At 75.2% G+C, this 17,325-nt stretch carries 16 protein-coding genes; 5 read left to right on the forward strand and 11 right to left on the reverse strand.

The window, feature by feature from the left end; genetic code table 11:
- Positions 1 to 147: 147 nt before the first annotated feature.
- On the reverse strand, positions 148 to 1,242 hold the full coding sequence (gene dapC / locus ACZ6EJ_RS16255; RefSeq protein ID WP_469267750.1) for a succinyldiaminopimelate transaminase: 1,095 nt from the start codon (positions 1,240 to 1,242) through the stop codon (positions 148 to 150).
- A gap of 133 nt (positions 1,243 to 1,375) precedes the next feature.
- Positions 1,376 to 1,696 (reverse strand): ferredoxin, encoded by a 321-nt coding sequence (gene fdxA / locus ACZ6EJ_RS16260; RefSeq protein WP_336679498.1) that lies wholly within the window; start codon positions 1,694 to 1,696, stop codon positions 1,376 to 1,378.
- Between the two features lie 117 nt (positions 1,697 to 1,813).
- Between fdxA and ACZ6EJ_RS16265 the strand changes: the two genes are divergently transcribed.
- Positions 1,814 to 2,827: a GNAT family N-acetyltransferase gene (locus tag ACZ6EJ_RS16265; RefSeq protein ID WP_469267751.1), complete on the forward strand. Its 1,014-nt coding sequence runs from the start codon at positions 1,814 to 1,816 to the stop codon at positions 2,825 to 2,827.
- A 46-nt stretch (positions 2,828 to 2,873) separates the two neighbouring features.
- On the forward strand, positions 2,874 to 3,755 hold the full coding sequence (locus tag ACZ6EJ_RS16270) for a transglutaminase family protein (protein ID WP_469267752.1): 882 nt from the start codon (positions 2,874 to 2,876) through the stop codon (positions 3,753 to 3,755).
- Positions 3,756 to 3,901: 146 nt separating this feature from the next.
- Here the strand turns inward: ACZ6EJ_RS16270 and ACZ6EJ_RS16275 are convergent, their stop codons facing one another.
- Positions 3,902 to 4,879, reverse strand: coding sequence for an ArsR family transcriptional regulator (locus ACZ6EJ_RS16275; RefSeq protein WP_469267753.1), 978 nt, complete (start codon positions 4,877 to 4,879; stop codon positions 3,902 to 3,904).
- A gap of 111 nt (positions 4,880 to 4,990) precedes the next feature.
- On the opposite strand from ACZ6EJ_RS16275, the gene ACZ6EJ_RS16280 reads away from it, so the two are divergent.
- Positions 4,991 to 6,217: an MFS transporter gene (locus ACZ6EJ_RS16280; RefSeq protein WP_469267754.1), complete on the forward strand. Its 1,227-nt coding sequence runs from the start codon at positions 4,991 to 4,993 to the stop codon at positions 6,215 to 6,217.
- Positions 6,214 to 6,804, forward strand: coding sequence for a sugar O-acetyltransferase (locus ACZ6EJ_RS16285; protein ID WP_469267755.1), 591 nt, complete (start codon positions 6,214 to 6,216; stop codon positions 6,802 to 6,804). The genes ACZ6EJ_RS16280 and ACZ6EJ_RS16285 overlap by 4 nt, the downstream gene beginning before the upstream one ends.
- A 193-nt stretch (positions 6,805 to 6,997) precedes the next feature.
- On the opposite strand, the gene ACZ6EJ_RS16290 is transcribed toward ACZ6EJ_RS16285, so the two are convergent.
- The 4 genes from ACZ6EJ_RS16290 to ACZ6EJ_RS16305 form a co-directional block, all read right to left on the reverse strand.
- Positions 6,998 to 8,980, reverse strand: a complete 1,983-nt coding sequence (locus tag ACZ6EJ_RS16290) for a hypothetical protein (RefSeq protein ID WP_469267756.1) — start codon at positions 8,978 to 8,980, stop codon at positions 6,998 to 7,000.
- Positions 8,981 to 9,115: 135 nt separating this feature from the next.
- Positions 9,116 to 9,598 carry a DUF6113 family protein gene (locus ACZ6EJ_RS16295; protein ID WP_469267757.1) on the reverse strand — a complete coding sequence of 161 codons (483 nt, stop codon included), beginning with the start codon at positions 9,596 to 9,598 and terminating at the stop codon, positions 9,116 to 9,118.
- The gene (gene mshB, locus ACZ6EJ_RS16300; RefSeq protein WP_469267758.1) at positions 9,595 to 10,551 is read right to left on the reverse strand and encodes an N-acetyl-1-D-myo-inositol-2-amino-2-deoxy-alpha-D-glucopyranoside deacetylase; all 957 of its coding nucleotides are present in this window, start codon (positions 10,549 to 10,551) and stop codon (positions 9,595 to 9,597) included. Before mshB ends, ACZ6EJ_RS16295 begins: the two co-directional genes overlap by 4 nt.
- 109 nt (positions 10,552 to 10,660) lie before the next feature.
- On the reverse strand, positions 10,661 to 10,855 hold the full coding sequence (locus tag ACZ6EJ_RS16305) for a hypothetical protein (RefSeq protein WP_026290246.1): 195 nt from the start codon (positions 10,853 to 10,855) through the stop codon (positions 10,661 to 10,663).
- 164 nt (positions 10,856 to 11,019) lie between these two features.
- On the opposite strand from ACZ6EJ_RS16305, the gene ACZ6EJ_RS16310 reads away from it, so the two are divergent.
- Positions 11,020 to 13,146: a S9 family peptidase gene (locus ACZ6EJ_RS16310; protein ID WP_469267759.1), complete on the forward strand. Its 2,127-nt coding sequence runs from the start codon at positions 11,020 to 11,022 to the stop codon at positions 13,144 to 13,146.
- Between the two features lie 44 nt (positions 13,147 to 13,190).
- On the opposite strand, the gene ACZ6EJ_RS16315 is transcribed toward ACZ6EJ_RS16310, so the two are convergent.
- Genes ACZ6EJ_RS16315 through ACZ6EJ_RS16330 form a run of 4 tightly spaced genes read right to left on the reverse strand, consistent with a single transcriptional unit; the run spans position 13,191 to position 17,282 of the window.
- Positions 13,191 to 14,408: an ABC transporter ATP-binding protein gene (locus ACZ6EJ_RS16315; protein WP_469267760.1), complete on the reverse strand. Its 1,218-nt coding sequence runs from the start codon at positions 14,406 to 14,408 to the stop codon at positions 13,191 to 13,193.
- Positions 14,398 to 15,375 carry an ABC transporter ATP-binding protein gene (locus ACZ6EJ_RS16320; RefSeq protein ID WP_469267761.1) on the reverse strand — a complete coding sequence of 326 codons (978 nt, stop codon included), beginning with the start codon at positions 15,373 to 15,375 and terminating at the stop codon, positions 14,398 to 14,400. Before ACZ6EJ_RS16320 ends, ACZ6EJ_RS16315 begins: the two co-directional genes overlap by 11 nt.
- Positions 15,376 to 15,388: 13 nt before the next feature.
- Entirely contained in the window at positions 15,389 to 16,366 is a 978-nt protein-coding gene (locus tag ACZ6EJ_RS16325; RefSeq protein ID WP_469267762.1) for an ABC transporter permease, read from the reverse strand.
- A complete protein-coding gene (locus ACZ6EJ_RS16330; protein ID WP_469267763.1) occupies positions 16,359 to 17,282 on the reverse strand; it encodes an ABC transporter permease in 924 nt (307 codons plus the stop codon). Before ACZ6EJ_RS16330 ends, ACZ6EJ_RS16325 begins: the two co-directional genes overlap by 8 nt.
- Positions 17,283 to 17,325 lie beyond the last annotated feature (43 nt).

Consider the following 17,325-nt stretch of genomic DNA (forward strand, 5'->3'; position numbering starts at 1 on the left):
CTCCACCCGTGTGCTCCCCCCCCCCGGACGTCGTGTGGGTGGTCTTCCGCCCGACCCGCCCCCACCAACCCCCCCCCCCGGGGGGGGGGGGGGGGCCCCCCCCCCCCCCCCCGAGGCCCTGTCCGCGTTCCGCCGCGGTGGCGGCGGTCAGGACAGCCGCTTGACCGCCGCCGCCACGCGTTCGTCGGTCGCGGTGAACGCCACCCGGACGAAGCGGTCGCCCGCCGGGCCGTAGAAGTCGCCGGGGGCCACCAGGATGCCCAGCTCCGCGAGGTCCGCCACGGTCCGCCAGCACGGCTCGTCGCGCGTCGCCCACAGGTAGAGGCTGGCCTCGCTGTGCTCGATCCGGAAGCCGTGGGCCTCCAGCGCGGCGCGCAGGGCCAGGCGCCGGTCCGCGTACCGGGCGCGCTGCGCCGCCACGTGCACGTCGTCGCCGAGGGCGGCGGCCACGGCCGCCTGCACCGGGGCCGGCGTCATCATGCCGCTGTGCTTGCGGATCTGGAGCAGCTCGCCCAGGACGCCGGCGTCGCCCGCGACGAACGCGGCCCGGTAGCCGGCCAGGTTGGAGCGCTTGGAGAGCGAGTGGACGGCGACCAGGCCGGTCAGGTCGCCGCCGCAGACGTCCGGGTGGAGCACCGAGACCGGGTCGGCGTCCCAGCCCAGCTCCAGGTAGCACTCGTCGCTGACGACCAGGACGCCGTGCTCGCGCGCCCAGGCCACGACGCGGGCCAGCTCCTCGCGGGGGAGCACCTGGCCGGTGGGGTTGGAGGGCGAGTTGAGCCACAGCAGCCTCAGCCCGGCCGGGTCCAGCTCGGTCGGGTCGTCGTAGCCGACGGGCTCCGCGCCGCTGAGCCGCGCGCCGACCTCGTACGTCGGGTAGGCGAGCCGCGGGTGGGCGACCTTGTCGCCGGGGCCGAGCCCGAGCTGCGTCGGCAGCCAGGCCACCAGCTCCTTGGAGCCGACGACCGGCAGCACGTTGGCGTGGCCGACCCCGACCGCGCCGAGGCGGCGCTCCACCCAGCCGGTGAGCGCGTCGCGCAGGGTCTCGGTGCCCCAGACCGTCGGGTAGCCGGGGCTGTCGGCCGCGTCGACGAGCGCCCGCTGGACCAGCTCGGGCACCGGGTCGACCGGGGTGCCCACGGACAGGTCCACGATGCCGTCCGGGTGGGCCTGCGCCGTGGACTTGTAGGGCGCGAGGCGGTCCCAGGGGAAGACCGGGAGGCGGGAGGAGAGTGCGGACACGTGGTTCTGCTTTCTCGGGCGGTTCTCGTTCGGGCGACGGCGTGCGCGGCGACGGCGGCCGTACGGGCGAACGCCGCGGCCCCGCACGGCGGGCGGGCCGTACGGGACCGGGCTGCGCGCGGGGTGCCGCCGCTTACTGGTTCTGCGGCGGAAGCCCGGCGACGAACGGGTGGTCGCGCTCGATCAGGCCGAGCTTGGACGCGCCGCCCGGCGAGCCGAGGTCGTCGAAGAACTCGACGTTCGCCTTGTAGTAGTCCTTCCACTCCTCGGGAGTGTCGTCCTCGTAGAAGATGGCCTCGACCGGGCACACCGGCTCGCACGCTCCGCAGTCGACGCACTCGTCCGGGTGGATGTACAAGGACCGCTGGCCCTCGTAGATGCAGTCGACGGGGCACTCTTCGATGCAGGCCTTGTCCTTCACGTCGACACAAGGCTGCGCGATGACGTAGGTCACGCTGTCGTTCCTCCTCGGTAGGGCGTTGGCTCTCGCGCGGGAGCGCGGCGTCGTCGATGCCCGCCCCTAGTATCTCCGTTCTTGGGCACGAACCGAACAGGAGGGGCGGACAGAGCTGTGGAATTCACCATCGGCGGACGGCTGGAAGTCCGCATCACACCGGCTGACGTGGGCAAACGCGTCTCCGTGCGCTCCCGCGTCGAGGGCGGCGGAGCGGGCGCGGAGTTCACGGACGCGGTCGGGGTTCTCACATCATGGGACGACGGCGTGCTGTGGATCACACGGAAGGGCGGGCAGACGGTCCGGGTCGCGGAGGCGTCCCTGGTCGCGGGCAAGACCGTGCCCGCCGCCCCGGCCCGCCGCCGGGGCCCCGCCGCCTCCTTCGAGGAGTTGGCGGCCGTCACCGCCCGTGCCTGGCAGCCGGTGGAGAGCGAGGCGCTGGGCGACTGGCGGCTGCGGGCCGCCGGGGGCTTCACCCGGCGCGCCAACTCCGCGCTGCCGCTGGGCGATCCGGGGCTGCCGCTCGACGAGGCGTTCGCGCGGGTCCGCGACTGGTACGCGGAGCGGGGGCTGCCCGCGTACATCCAGGCGGCGACCGGGGCCGAGGGCGCGCAGGAGGCGCTGTGCGCGCGGCTGGAGCGCGCCGGCTGGCGGCGCGAGGTCTCCGCGCAGGTGCGGATCGCCGCGCTGGCGCCGATCGGGGACCTGGACGCGGACGTCTCGGCGGTCCGGTTGTCCCGCGAGCCGGACGCGGCCTGGCTCGGGCGCTACCAGCGCTCCACCGCCCCCGGCCCCTCGGCGCGGCGGGTGCTGGGCAGCGGCCCCTCGGTCTGGTTCGCCTCGGTGGCGGACGACTCCCCGGAGGCGGGCCCGGCGGCCGCGCCCGCCGCGATCGGCCGGTGCGTCGTGGACGGGCGGTGGGCCGGGTTCATGGCCGTCGAGGTCGCCCCCGAGCGGCGGCGGAGCGGGTTGGCCACCTCGGTGATGGCCGCGCTGGCGCGCCGGGCCCTGGAGGAGGGCGCTTCGGCGGCCTGGCTCCAGGTGGAGGAGGACAACGCCGGAGCGCTGGCGCTGTACGACGGCATGGGCTTCGCGGCCCACCACAGCTACCACCACTTCCGGCCCGCGTGACGGGCGGAGCGGGTGTGGGCGGGACGAACGAGGGCATGGGGCGCATATGAACGCGCGGGATTCCCGAACGGCCGAGCGGCGGCGGCAGTTCGCCGAGGAGGCCCGGTCCGAGCGGCCGGACCTCGCGCTGCTCTGCCTGCTGCTGGGCGCGGAGGCCGGGCCGCTGGGCCCGGTCGAGCCCCGCCCGGTGGCCCCCGGGGAGCAGGTCCCCGACCCGTACGGCGTCGACGCCGCGCAGATCGAGCTGGACCGGCTGGCGGGGCTGCTGCCGTACGGCTCCCGCTCCGCGGCCGGCTGGGCCTCGGCGCTGGCCGAACTGCTGGGCGAGCGGTGCGGTTTCGCGGGCTCGCCGGCCGACTACCAGCGGCTCGACTCCTCCCTCCTCCAGCAGGTGCTGCGGCGCCGCCGGGGGCTGCCGATCCTGCTGTCGGTGGTCTGGATCGAGGTCGCCCGGCGGGCCGGGGCCCCGGTGTTCGGCGTCGCGCTCCCCGGCCACTTCGTGGTCGGCTTCGGCGATCCGGCGCGGCCGGTGCTGGCCGACCCGTTCGCCGGGGGCGCGCCGCTGACCGGTGAGGACGCGCGGTCGCTCGTCGCGGGGGCGACGGGGGCGCGGTTCGACCCGGCGGCGACGGTGCCCGCACGGCCGCTGGAGATCGTGCTGCGGATCCTGAACAACATCCGGGCCTGGGCCGCCGCCCGGCCCGAACGCACGGACGTGGCGCTGTGGGCGGTGGAGCTGTCGCTGCTGCTGCCGTCGCATCCGGCCCGGCTCCGCTACGAGCGCGCCCAACTCCTGGTGCAGCGCGGTGACTTCCAGCGCGGTGCGGCGGAGATGGAGGAGTACGCCGAGGTGCTCGACGCCATCGAGCCGACGACGGCCGAAAGCGTCCGGCGCAGGGCGCGGGCGGCGCGCGCCCTGTTGAACTGAGGCCGCGCGCGCCCCGGCCGGGGCGGAGCGCGGGGCGTTGCGCGGGCGCGCGTTGAGGCGCGCCCGCCGTACGTTCATCGCGCCGCTCCCCCGTCCGCCCGGCCGGTCCGTGCGATGGGCGCGGCCTGCCCGTCGGGTCCGCCCCGTCACTCCGCGCCGCGCACCAGCGTGTCCCCGGCCGCCGTACGGAAATAGAGCACGCGGCGGCCCGCCCGGCGGCGGCGCACCAGCCCGGCCTCCCGCAGGACCCGCAGATGCCGGCCGACCGAGCCGAGCCCCTGGCCGGTCAGGGCGACGAGCTGCGTCGTGCTGAGCGGGGAGGCGAGCAGCACCAGGACGGCGGCCCTCGCCGGTCCGATCAGCGCCCCCAGGGCGGCGGGCGCCGGCGCGCGCCCGGCCTCGCTGAGCGCCCCGGAGCACGGGTACGCCAGCCCGTACCGGTACGGGATGTCCCAGCAGACCCAGCACCGCTGCGGGGTGACCGGGACGAACAGCAGGCGTGCCGCGCCCAGGTGGCGGGGCGGGTTGTCGTACGTGTTGATCTGGAGGCGGTCGCCCCCCAGCCAGCGCACGCCGGGGTGCATCCCGTCCAGCGCCTCGGCCCAGCCGCCCCGGCTCAACCGGTCGGCGCGGGCGATGACATCGGCCTCCAGGACCAGCAGCCGCCTCGGCCAGTCCGGCAGCACGGTGTGCGTCCACACCCACTCCACGACGTCGGCCGCGCGCTCGGCCAGGTCGTCGCGGTCCAGCGCGGCGGGCAGCGGTCCGCCCAGCGCCCGGACCAGGTCGGCCCGCGCCCGGTCGGGCGGGGTGGACCGCACGCGGGCCAGTTCGTCGGCGAAGGCGGCCGGGCCCCGACCCGGCGGACCGGGGACGGGGGCGGGCGTGAGGAAGTCGGCGTTCCACCGGGGCGCGAACGCGGAGCGGACGATCAGCGCGGACAGCGGTTCCTCGGCCTGCCGCCGCCGGTAGGCGGGCAGATGGGCCTCCAGCCAGGCCCGCTCCCCCGGATGCCCGGCCGCGGCCCGCTCCAGGACCATCAGGCTCGCGACCGCCTCGGCCAGCGGCGAGACGACGAACCTGCTGCCGGCGAGGGTGTCCGCACTGATCCGCCACCAACCCACGCGCGCCGTCCCGTCGTCGTCCCCCGCGCCGCCCCGGCGGGACGCCTCCGCGGTTTCGCCCGTACGCGAAACGATAACGACCCCGGCGACGGCGGGCGAAGACTCCGGCCCATGCGCACCTACCGCGACCTGTTCCGCACCCCCGAGTTCGCCCCGCTCTTCACGACCGTCGCCGTGCAGACGGCGGCGCACACCTCGACCGGCCTGGCGCTGGCCACCCTGGTGTACGCGCGCACCGGCTCGCCCCTGCTGTCGGCGCTGGCCATGTTCGGGCCGTCCCTGGCCCAGACGGCGGGGGCCCTCACCCTGCTGTCGGCGGCGGACCGGCTGCCGCCGCGCGCCGCGCTGACCGGCCTGGCGCTGCTGTCCGCGCTCGGCGCCTGCGTCCAGGCGGCGCCCGGCCTGCCGCTGTGGGCCTCGTTCGCCGTCCTGCTGGTGCTGGGGGCCGCCGCCTCGCCGGGCGGCGGCGTCCGGTACGGGCTGCTCCACGAGATCGTCCCCCGCGAGGGGTTCCTGCTCGGCCGCTCCGTGCTCAACATGACGGGAGGGGCGATGCAGATCTGCGGGTTCGCGCTCGGCGGGGTTCTGGTCACCACCCTCTCCGCGCACGGCACACTGCTGGTCGGGGCGGCCCTGCACGCCGTCGCCGCGGTCGTCGCCCGCTGCGGGCTCACCGCCCGGCCGCCCAGGGCCGCCGGACGCCCCTCGGTCGGGGAGACCCGGCGGGCCAACGCGCTGCTCTGGTCGTCCGCGCCACGCCGCTCCGTCCTGCTCGCCCTGTGGGTACCCAACGGGCTCGTCGTGGGCTGCGAGTCGCTGTACGTCGCCTACGCCCCCGAGCACGCCGGACTCCTCTTCGCCGGGGGCGCCGCGGGCATGGTGGCCGGGGACGCCCTGGTCGGACGGTTCGTCACCGAGCGGTGGCGGGCGCGGCTCGGCAGCCCGCTCCGGCTGCTGCTGGCCGCGCCCTACCTCCTGTTCGCCCTGCGCCCGGAACTCCCCCTCGCGCTCGCGGCGGTCGTCGTGGCGAGCGTCGGCTTCTCCGCGAGCCTGCTGCTCAACGAGCGGTTGGCGGCCCTCACCCCGCCGGAGCTGAGCGGCCACGCGCTCGGGCTCAGCTCCTCGGGGATGCTCGCCATGCAGGGGGTGGGGGCCGCCGTGGCCGGCGGCATCGCCCAGGCGACCTCCCCCGCCACGGGCATGGCGGCGGTCGCCGCGCTCTCGGTGGCGGTGACGCTGGCGCTGGCGCCGGGGTTGCGCGGCCCGGCGGGCGGTGGCGCGGGCAGACTGCTCGGGGACGGAACACCCGAGGACCCCCGGACGAAGGAGACGACATGACCGGCGCCGACCGGACCGGCCAGAAGGACGCCATGCTCGCCGGCGAGCTGTACCTCGCCGACGATCCGGAGCTGGTCGCCGACGCGCTGCGCGCGGACGTGCTGACCGAGCGGTACAACGCCACCTCCTCCGCCGACCCCGAGGCCCGCCGCGCCGCCCTGGCCGAACTGGTCGGCGAGCTGGGCGAGGACGTGGTGGTGCGGCCCCCGCTGCGGGTCGACTACGGCTACCGGATCTCCATCGGCCCGCGTACGTTCGTGAACGTCGGCGCGGTCCTGCTGGACGTCGCCCGCATCACCATCGGCGCGGACGTCCAGATCGGCCCCAACGTGCAGCTCCTCACCCCGACCCACCCCATCGACCCGGAGCCGCGCCGCGCCAAGTGGGAGGCCGCGCGGCCGATCACCATCGGCGACAACGTGTGGCTGGGCGGCGGGGTGATCGTCTGCCCCGGAGTGACGATCGGGGAGAACACGGTGGTCGGGGCGGGCTCGGTCGTCACGAAGGACCTGCCCGCGAACGTCGTCGCGGTCGGCAACCCGGCGCGCGTGATCCGGACGATCGGCGAGCGGGAGGGGCAGGGGTAGGGCCCGTACGCGGTCGGCGGGACGCGCCGGACGCGGGGCCTTCCGGGGTACGCCCCGAACTACCGGACCTCCGCCGCCCGCGGGCCACCCCTCGGCCAGCGGGGCGTACCGCACGCGGGCCCTCCCGCAGAACGCCCCCGCCCCCGACCCGGAACGTTCGGGCGGGGGCGGGGAGCCGGTGAGGGTGGCGGGGTCAGCCCTCGCCGTTCAGGTCGATGGTGACCGTGCGCTCCTCCGGGGTCTTCCCGGTCAGCGCGGTCTTCATGGCCTGGGCCACGTCGTCCGCGTCGACCTGGCGCGCCTTGCCGTCGGCCTTGACCGCCGTGATGCCGTCGAAGACGCCGTCCAGGAGGGTGTCGATCGCCTCCTTGTCGTAGACGTCGACCAGCCGGCCGCCGATCGGCTTCATGGAGAGGATCTGCGGCAGGCTCTTCGCCGGGCCGAACTGGATCTCCTTGGGCCCGGCCTTGATCGTGATCAGGCCGGACATGGCGGGCTCGGCGAACTCCCGCATCGCCCGGTCCAGTTCCGCCTGCGTGATGGTGGGCCGGGTGGTGGTGACGGGCAGTTCGACCACCTGGGTCCGGCCCGTCTGCACCTGGGTGCGGTAGGCGTCCCGGACCGCGACCAGGGACGGGCCGACGTCGAGCTTCTTGCCCGGCTTGCCCGGCACCGCCACGGCCTTGTTCGGCTCGAAGCGGATCGTGCCGTCGCTGGAGGCGCCCGAAGCGCCCGCCAGGTCGGACAGGGCCACGCCGAGCTTCTCCTCGTCGACCGGGATCACCGGGTCGGCGGGGCGCTCCCCGCCGAAGAGCGAGCTGATCACCGAGACCGGGTTGTAGTCGCTGCCGGCCGCGCCGCGCACGGTCTCCTGGCTGTCCAGGGTCAGACCGGCCTTCACCGGGTCGAGCTGCTCCTTCCGGCCGCCCACCGAGAGCTGGAGGGGCGCCTCGGTCCGCTCCGCGAGCGCGGCGTCCAGCTTGTCGACCGCCTCCTCCTTGGTGCCGCCGCCGATGTCGACGCCGAGCACCGTGGTGCCCTTGGGGACCTCGGAGTGGTTCAGCAGGAGCCCCGCCCCGTAGGCGGTGCCGAGCAGCACGACCGCGACCACGGCGAGGAGGACCAGCTTGGAGCGGCCCTTCTTCGCCGGCGGGGCGGCCGGCTGCGGGGCCGGCCGGGCGGCCGGTCCGGGCACGGGCGCACCGGGTGCGCCGGGCCCGCCCGCCGGGCCCGCCGGTCCGTCCGGCCCGTCCGCGAACGGCGAGCGGGGCACGACGGGGAGCCCGCTGGTCAGGGTGTCTCCGGAGACGTGTCCGCCGGGGCCGGGCGCGGGCGCCTGGGGCTGCGGCGTGAGGATCGCGGTGTCGTCGGACAGCCGGGGCGGCGCGCCGCCCGGCGTCATCGGGCCGGGGCCGGGCCCGCCGAGGTTCGGGGTCAGCGCCGAGGAGCCCGTGACCGGGCCCGCGGTGGGGCCGGACGGTTGGGGCGCAAGGGGACCGGGGCCCGGACGCGGGCCGCCGGGGGCGTCCGCGCCGAAGCCGTCGAGCGCGCTGCCCCGGCCGGGGCCGGGCGCGCCCGGTGCGTCGCCGGGGCGCGGGGCGTCCGAGAAGTACGGCAGGTCGGGGCGCGCGCGGCCCGCCCCGGCGTCGGGAGCGCCGCCCGCGCCGCCCGTGCCGGCGGGGCCGTCAGCCGGCGGGGTGGCCACGCCGTGGGGCGGGGTCGGGGCCTTGCGGGGGGCGAACCAGTCGCTCCCGCTCTTCTCCCTGGCGGGCTTCTCGCCGGGCGCCGCTTCGGCGGGCGCGCCGCCCCCGGCGTGCACCGGGCGCTCGCCGGGCGCGGGGGCGGGCGGCGGCGCGGGGTGCGGGGTGCTGGTGGTGCGCTCCGGGTCGGGGCGGTCCTCGGCTCCCTCGCCCTCACCGACCGGCGTGCGCATCACGACCGGCGGGATGGGGCGCGAGCCGGGGATGTTGATCCGGATGCGCGTCGTCAGCGTCGTCTCGGTCCTGGGTTCGTCGGACCGGGGCGCGGGCGCGGTCTCCGCGGAGGCGTCCGGGCCGTCCGGCGACGGGTGCGGCGACGGATGCCGGTCGGACCGGTAGGGCGGCGTACCCGACGGGTACGCGGCTCCCCCCCGCCCCTGGGGCCCGGAGGACGAACTGTCAGTTTCACGACTCAAAGCAGGTTCTCCCGATTGGCTCCGCCGCCCGTACTTCCCCCATGCCGCAGGCCAGGGGACGGCTCGGCGCGCGCACCACCATACTGGCCACCGCCGCCGGACACTCCGCGGCCGGGTGAAACCTCCACCTCCGCGTCACACCTGTGGGGGCGTACGGGGCCCGGACGCGGCGTCGCGGGCGGCCGGTAGCGGCAGCCGGGAGGTGGTGGCGCACATCACAGCGAGGGCCGTGCCGCCGAGCACGAAGAGCAGCAGGCCGAGTTCGTCGCCGAAGACGTAGTCGCCCTCGGGGCGGCCGGCCAGCAGCAGGAAGACCGTCACGAACCAGCCGATCGCCGGGGCGAGCGCTCCGGGCTGAAGTCCGGTCAGGACGCGGCCGCCGTAGAAGAGGCCGCCGGCGCCCGCCAGCGCGAGGACCGCCCCGCCGGGGAACCACGCCGCCTGGACCAGGGCGCCGGCCAGGGCGGCGAGCGCTCCGAGCACCGCGAGGACGGCGTAGCCCGCGATCCGGACCGCTTTCGGGCGGGCGGCGAAGCCGGTCGGCTCCGGCGGGCGGGGCGGCACGTGGGTGCGCGGGGCGGCGGAGCGGGCGCGGCCCCTGCCCTGGTTCCCGCTCATCGGCCCGCTCCCGGCGCGGAGTCGGGGCCGGGGCCCGTGCGCGCGGCGGTCTCCGGCGCCCGGTCCCGCGCGCCCGGAACCCCCGCGAACAGGTCGTCCTCGCGGACGCCGGCCGGTGCGCCCGCGACGCCCCGCACGAGTTGGTAGCACTCGGTCGTCAGCAGCGGCTGGCCGAGGCCGTTGGAGAGGGCGAAGCCGGGGCCGTCCACCGTGATCTGGGTCGTGTGGGCGCGCATCGCCGCCGTCTTGGCCCCGGCGTACGCCGATCCGTCGATCTCGGCGGTGATCTCCTCGCCGCCGACCACGCCCGGCACGTCGCCCACGGCGGCGAAAGCGGGGAAGGCGTCGGGCGCGGCGGCGCGCAGCCGGTCGAAGGCGGCCTCGACCGCGGAGCGCTCCGCCCGGTTCCAGTAGACCTTGGCGACGGCGTGCGGCGCGCCGGTCCCGTGGGCGGGGTCGGCGGCCAGGTCGACGGCGCGCATGGCGACCCGGTGGGCCTGGATGTGGTCGGGGTGGCCGTACCCGCCGTCCGGGTCGTAGGCGACCAGGACCTGGGGGCGGACCTCGCGGATCACCTCGACGAGGTGGGCGGCGGCCTCGCCCACCGGGGCGGACCAGAAGGAGCCGGGGCGGTCGTTCTGCTCGGCGCCCATCATGCCGGAGTCCCGGAACCGGCCCGCCCCGCCGAGGAAGCGGTGGTCGCGGACGCCCAACTCCGCCATGGCGGCGGCCAGCTCGCCGACGCGGTGGGGGCCGAGGGCGTCGTCCCGGTCGGCGGCGAGGTGGGCGAGGCCGGGCGGGATGACCTCGCCCTCCTCGCCGAGCGTGCACGTCACGAGGGTGACGTGGACGCCTTCGGCCGCGTACCGGGCCATGGTGGCGCCGTTGTTGATCGACTCGTCGTCGGGGTGCGCGTGCACCAGCAGCAGACGGCGGGCGGGAAGGTCCTTCATGGGGACCACCCTACGAGCCCCGAGCGCCCACGCGCCCCCGCGCTCCCCCCGCCCGCCGGCGCGCGCGGCCGGCGGACGGGGGTGCGCGGCGGGCGGGGGTGGGGCGCGGTCAGAACTTGATGCTGCTGATCATCCCCGCCACGTTGCTCGTCAGGTCGGAGATGGTCGGCGCGACGGACGAGCTCGCGATGTAGAAACCGAGCAACATGCAGACCACCGCGTGTCCCCCCTTCAGCCCGGATTTCCGGATCAGCAGGAAGACGATGATCGCCAGCAGCACTACCGCCGAAATCGAGAGCGCCACGGCGGTTCACCTCCATCGGTACGGTCGGACGGGCAGCCCGTGCGGGGTCGGCGGGTTCCTACCCACCGAGCGCTACGGATCATAACTATCCGTGGGAACGCATTGTTCGGTGCACAGCAGCACGAGGGGCGCACGAACCGCGCCGCGCGGCTAAGTTCGAGCCCATGACCTCGCAGAAGCTGTCCTTTCCCCGCCAGTACGCGCGGACCCAACGGTTCTCCCTGGGGGCGCCGCGCGCCTTCACCGTCTCACCGGATGAGACGCGGGTGGTCTTCCTGCGCTCCGCCTCGGGCACCGACCGGACCACCCGGCTGTGGGTGCTCGATCCGGCGACCGGCGAGGAGCGCGTCGCCGCCGACCCCGAGGCGCTGCTGGGCGGTTCGCAGGAGAGGCTGTCGCCGCAGGAGCGGGCCCGGCGCGAGCGCACCCGCGAGGGTTCGGCGGGCATCGTCTCCTACGCGGTGGACGCGGCGGCGGAGTTGGCGGCCTTCGCCCTGTCCGGCGCGTTGTACGTGGCCGAACTGCGGGCCGGGACCGCGCGGGCCCTGCCGGTGCCGGGTCCGGTGCTCGACCCGCGCCCCTCCCCGGACGGCCGCCGCGTCGCGTACGTCGCCAAGGGCGCGCTGCGGGTGGTGGACGCCGGGGGCGAGGGGGACCGTGCGCTGGCCGAGCCGGAGGAGGACCGGGTCTCCTACGGGCTGGCCGAGTTCGTCGCGGCCGAGGAGATGGACCGCCACCGGGGCTTCTGGTGGTCGCCCGAGTCGGACCGGCTGCTGGTCGCGCGGGTCGACGACAGCCCCGTACAGCGGTGGTGGATCGCCGATCCGGCGCACCCGGACCGGCAGCCGGCCGAGGTCGCCTATCCGGCCGCGGGGACCCCCGACGCCGAGGTGCGGCTCTTCCTCACCGACCTGTCGGGCGACCGGGTGGAGGTGGTCTGGGACCGGGCCGCGTACCCGTATCTGGCGCGGGTGCACTGGTCGGCGGCGGGCGCCCCGCTGCTGCTGGTCCAGGCCCGCGACCAGCGCAGCCAGCGGTATCTGGCGGTGGACACGGAGACCGGCGCGACCCGGATCGTCCATGTGGACGAGGACCCGGTGTGGCTGGATCTGTTCCCCGGCGTGCCCGCGTGGGCGCCGGACGGGCGGCTCGTGCGGATCGCGGACGAGGGCGGCGCGCGGGTGCTGGCGGTCGGCGACCGGCTGCTCACCGGGTCCCGGCTGCACGTGCAGGCGGTGCTGGACATCGGGGAGTCCGACATCCTGGTGTCGGCGGTGGCCGGGGAGGACGCGGCCGAGCCGGAGGTCGGGCAGACCCATGTGTACCGGGTCAACGAGCTGGGAATCGAGAGGATTTCCGAAGGGGCGGGGGTGCACTCCGCGGTCCGCTCCGGCGGCCTGACCGTCCTGGTCTCGGCCGTCCCCGAGGAGCCCGGAACCACCGCGCGGGTGGTGCGCGAGGGCGGTCGGTCGGTCCGCGTCGCGAACCTCGCCCAGGCGCCGGTGATCTCCGCCCGCGTCACCCTCACCGAGGGGGGCGCACGCCGCATTCCGTGCGCCGTCCTGCTCCCCTCCGGCTACCGGGAGTCGGACGGGCCCCTTCCGGTCCTCATGGACCCGTACGGCGGTCCGCACGGCCGCCGGGTGGTCGCCGCCCACAACGCGCACCTGACCTCCCAGTGGTTCGCCGACCAGGGGTTCGCGGTGGTGGTGGTGGACGGCCGGGGCGCTCCGGGCCGCTCGCCGGCCTGGGAGAAGGCCGTGCGGGACGCCTTCACCCTCACCCTGGACGACCAGATCGAGGCCCTGCACGGGCTCGCGCCGCGCTTCCCGCTGGACCTGTCCCGTGTGGCGATCCGCGGCTGGTCCTACGGCGGCTACCTCGCGGGCCTGGCCGTGCTGCGCCGCCCGGACGTCTTCCACGCGGCCGTGGTGGGCGCTCCGGTCACGGACTGGCGGCTCTACGACACCCACTACACCGAGCGCTATCTCGGGGACCCGGCCCGGCAGCCGGAGGTGTACGCGGCCAACGCGCTGGTCACCGACGACGGGCTGTCCGAGCCCGCCGAGCAGGTCCGCCCGATGATGATCGTCCACGGTCTGGCCGACGACAACGTGGTGGTCGCGCACGCGCTGCGGCTGTCCTCGGCCCTGCTGTCGGCCGGGCGGCCGCACGAGGTGCTGCCGCTCAGCGGGGTGACCCACATGACGCCGCAGGAACAGGTCGCGGAGAACCTGCTCCTGCTCCAGGTGGACTTCCTCAAGCGGTCGCTGGGGATGTCCGGGACCTGAGCCGGGCCGCCCGACCGGGCCTCCCCCGCCGTCCCGTCACCGGCTCACCGGTCCGGCGGCGCGGCGGGCGGCGGCCCGGAGCGCGGGCCCCGCTCGGTCGGCGGCTCCTCCACGTCGGGCCCCGGCATCCGCCCCGGCGGCTCCCGCTCCCCCTCCGGCGCCACCACCCGCCGCTCCTCGGCGAAGTGGCACGCCGAGTCGTGCCGGACCGGGCCCTCCACGTGCCGGAACTCCGCGGGGACGGCCAGCAGCGGCACCTCCAGCGCGCACCGCTCCTGCGCCTTCCAGCACCGGGTGCGAAAGCGGCACCCGGAGGGGACGTCGGCGGGCGAGGGCACGTCGCCGTGCAGGATGATGCGCTCCCGGTGGGCGCGGGCCGCCGGGTCGGGGACGGGGACGGCGGAGAGCAGCGCCTGCGTGTACGGGTGGGTGGGGTGCTCGTAGATCTCCTCGTCGGAGCCGATCTCCACGATCCGGCCGAGGTACATCACGCCGACCCGGTCGGAGATGTGCCGGACGATGGAGAGGTCGTGGGCGATGAAGACGTAGCTGAGGCCGAACTCCGCCTGGAGCCGGTCCAGCAGGTTGACGACCTGGGCCTGTACGGAGACGTCGAGCGCGGAGACCGGTTCGTCGGCGACGATGATCTCCGGGTTGAGGGCGAGGCCGCGGGCGATGCCGATGCGCTGGCGCTGGCCGCCGGAGAACTGGTGCGGATAGCGGTTGATGTACTCCGGGTTGAGCCCGACGACGTCCAGCAGCTCCTGGACGCGGCGGCGCCGGTCGCCCTTCGGGGCGACCTCGGGGTGGATCTCGTACGGCTCCCCGATGATGTCGCCGACCGTCATGCGCGGGTTCAGCGAGGTGTACGGGTCCTGGAACACCATCTGGATGTTGCGCCGCACGGCCTTCAGCGCCCGGCCGGAGAGCCGGGAGACGTCCTCGCCCTTGTAGAGGATCGCGCCGGCGGTGGGCCGCTCCAGGTGGACGAGCATCCGGGCGACCGTGGACTTGCCGCAGCCGGACTCCCCCACGATGCCCAGCGTCTCGCCCGCGCGCAGGTCGAAGTCGACGCCGTCCACCGCGCGGACCGCCCCGATCTGCCGTTTGAGCACGACGCCGCGGGTCAGGGGGTAGTGCTTGGCGAGCCCGCGGACCTGGAGGATCGGGTCGCCCTCGGCGTACGGCGGGGGGCCGTCGGCCGGGGTGGACAGCAGGGCGGGGCCGCCGCTCCCCCCGTTCCCTTCGCGGTCAGCGTGCATCGAGCGTCTCCTTCCAGAAGTGGCAGGCGCTGCGGCGCTCGTCGTCCACCTCGTAGAGCGGCGGCACGTCGCGGCGGCACACGTCCTGGGCCATCGGGCAGCGGGGGTTGAAGGCGCAGCCCGGTGGGATGTGGAGCAGGTTGGGCGGCAGCCCCTTGATGGCGTACAGCTCCCGGCCCTTCCGGTCCAGGCGCGGGATCGACCGGAGGAGGCCCTTGGTGTACGGGTGGGCGGGGGCCCGGTAGATCGCGTGGACGGGGGCTGTCTCGACGATCCGGCCCGCGTACATGACGGCGATCCTGTCGGCGACGTCCGCGACCACGCCGAGGTCGTGGGTGATGAGGATGAGGCCGGTGTTCAGCTCGCGCTGGAGTTCCGCTAGCAGGTCCATGACCTGGGCCTGGACGGTGACGTCGAGGGCGGTGGTGGGCTCGTCCGCGATGATCAGGGAGGGCTCCAGGGCCATCGCCATGGCGATCATGATGCGCTGGCGCATCCCGCCGGAGAACTGGTGCGGGTAGTTGCCGACCCGCTCCTTGGCGGCGGGGATGCGGACCCGGTCCATCAGCTCGATCGACCGGGCCCTGGCGTCCTTGCGGGACATGCCCCGGTGGACGACGAACATCTCCCCGAGCTGCTGGCCGACGGTGAGGACCGGGTTGAGCGAGGAGAGGGCGTCCTGGAAGATCATGGCCATCTCCTGGCCGCGGATCCTGCGCCGCTCCTCCGGCTTGAGCTTCAGCAGGTCCTGGCCCTTGAAGAGGATCTCGCCGCCGGTGATCCTGCCGGGCGGCATGTCGAGGATGCCCATGACCGCCTGGGCGGTGACGGACTTGCCGGAGCCGGACTCGCCGAGGACGGCGAGCGTCTCCCCCTCGGCCACCGCGTAGTCGACCCCGTTGACGGCCTGGGCGACCCCGTCGCGGGTGTGGAACTCCACGTGCAGATCGCGCACTTCGAGCAACATGGCTACCGGCTCCTCAGCGCAGCTTGGGGTCGAGGGCGTCGCGCACCGCGTCGCCGAGCATGATGAACGCGAGCACGGTGACCGCCAGCGCCCCGGCGGGCCAGAGCAGCATGTGCGGGGCGTTGCGGATGTAGTTGGAGGCGGCGGAGATGTCGATGCCCCAGGAGACGGCGGGGTCCTTCAGGCCGACCCCGAGGTAGGACAGGGTCGCCTCCAGCGAGATGTAGGTGCCCAGCGCGATGGTGGCGACGACGATGACCGGGGCCACGGCGTTGGGGGCGATGTGGCGCAGCAGCATCCGGGAGTTGGACGCGCCGAGCGCGCGGGCCGCCTGGACGTAGTCGTTCTGCTTGGCGGTGATGACGGAGCCGCGGGCGATGCGGGCGATCTGGGGCCAGCCGAGCAGGACGATGAAGCCGACGACGGGCCAGACGGTGGAGCTGGTGACGACGGAGAGGAAGACCAGGCCGCCGAGGACGACGGGGATGCCGAAGAAGACGTCGGTGAGGCGGGAGAGGATCGAGTCCCACCAGCCGCCGAAGAAGCCCGCGAGTCCGCCGAGCACGCTGCCGAGGAGGGCGACGCCGAGGGTGGCGCAGACGCCGACGGTGACGGAGGTGCGGGTGCCGTGCACGACGCGGGTGTAGACGTCGCGGCCCTGCGGGTCGAAGCCGAAGGGGTGGCCGGGGCGCGAGCCCTTCTGGGCGTCGTCCAGGTTGGCCTGGAGGGGGTCGCCGTCGGCGATCAGCGAGGGCCAGATGGAGATGGCCACGAGGAAGAGGATGACGAGGGAGGAGATGAGGAAGACGGGGTTGCGCCGCAGGTCGCGCCAGGCGTCGGACCAGAGGCTGCGGGGTTTTCCGGCCGGTCCCGCGCCGTCGGGGCCGCCGGGGGACTCCTCCAGGCTGGCGCCCTCCTCCATGGCGAGGTCCATCGCGCCGCCGGCTCCCGCCGGGGAGATCGCCCCGTCCGATGACTGCGGCTCAGGCATAGCGAATCCTCGGGTCGAGTACGGCGTACAGGAGGTCGACGATCAGGTTGGCGGCGAGGAAGACGAGGACCAGGACGGTCACGAAGCCGACGACGGTCTGGGAGTTCTGGCGCAGGATGCCCTGGTAGAGCTGGTAGCCGACGCCGTGGATGTTGAAGATCCGCTCGGTGACGATGGCGCCGCCCATCAGGGCTCCCACGTCGGTGCCGATGAAGGTGACGACGGGGATCAGCGAGTTGCGCAGCAGGTGCCGTACGACGACGCGCCGCCGGGGCAGGCCCTTGGCGACGGCCGTGCGCACGTAGTCGGCGCGGGCGTTCTCGGCGATCGAGGTCCGGGTGAGCCGGGTGACGTAGGCGAGCGAGACCGAGGCGAGGACGAGGCCGGGGACGAGCAGTTCGTCGATGGTGGGGTCCGGGGAGACCGAGGGCTTGATGACGCCCCATTTGACGCCGAGCAGGAGTTGGAGGAGGAGCCCGGTGACGAAGGTGGGGACGGCGATGACGACCAGGGTCAGGACGAGGACCGCGGTGTCGATGGGGCGGCCGCGCCGGAGGCCGGTGACGACGCCGAGGCTGATGCCGATGACCACCTCGAAGACGACGGCGACGACGGTCAGGCGGATCGTGATGGGGAAGGCGGTGCCCATCAGCTCGGTGACCTTCTGCCCGTTGAACGCGGTGCCGAAGTCGCCGGTGAAGACGTTGCCCATGTACGTCGCGTACTGCTGCCAGACCGGCTTGTCGAGGCCGAAGTCGGAGCGCAGCCGGGCGGCGGTGGCCGGGTCGCACTGGCGGTCGCCGCAGAGGCCCGCGATGGGGTCGCCCATCACGTTCACCATGAGGAAGATCAACAGCGTGGTGCCGAAGAAGACGGGGATCATCTGCAGCAGCCGCCGGATCACATAACGTCCCATGAGGGGCTCCGGGGGTCGGGGCGGGCGGGGGTGTGCGGGGCGG

This window comes from Streptomyces sp. NPDC041970 (assembly GCF_055588985.1).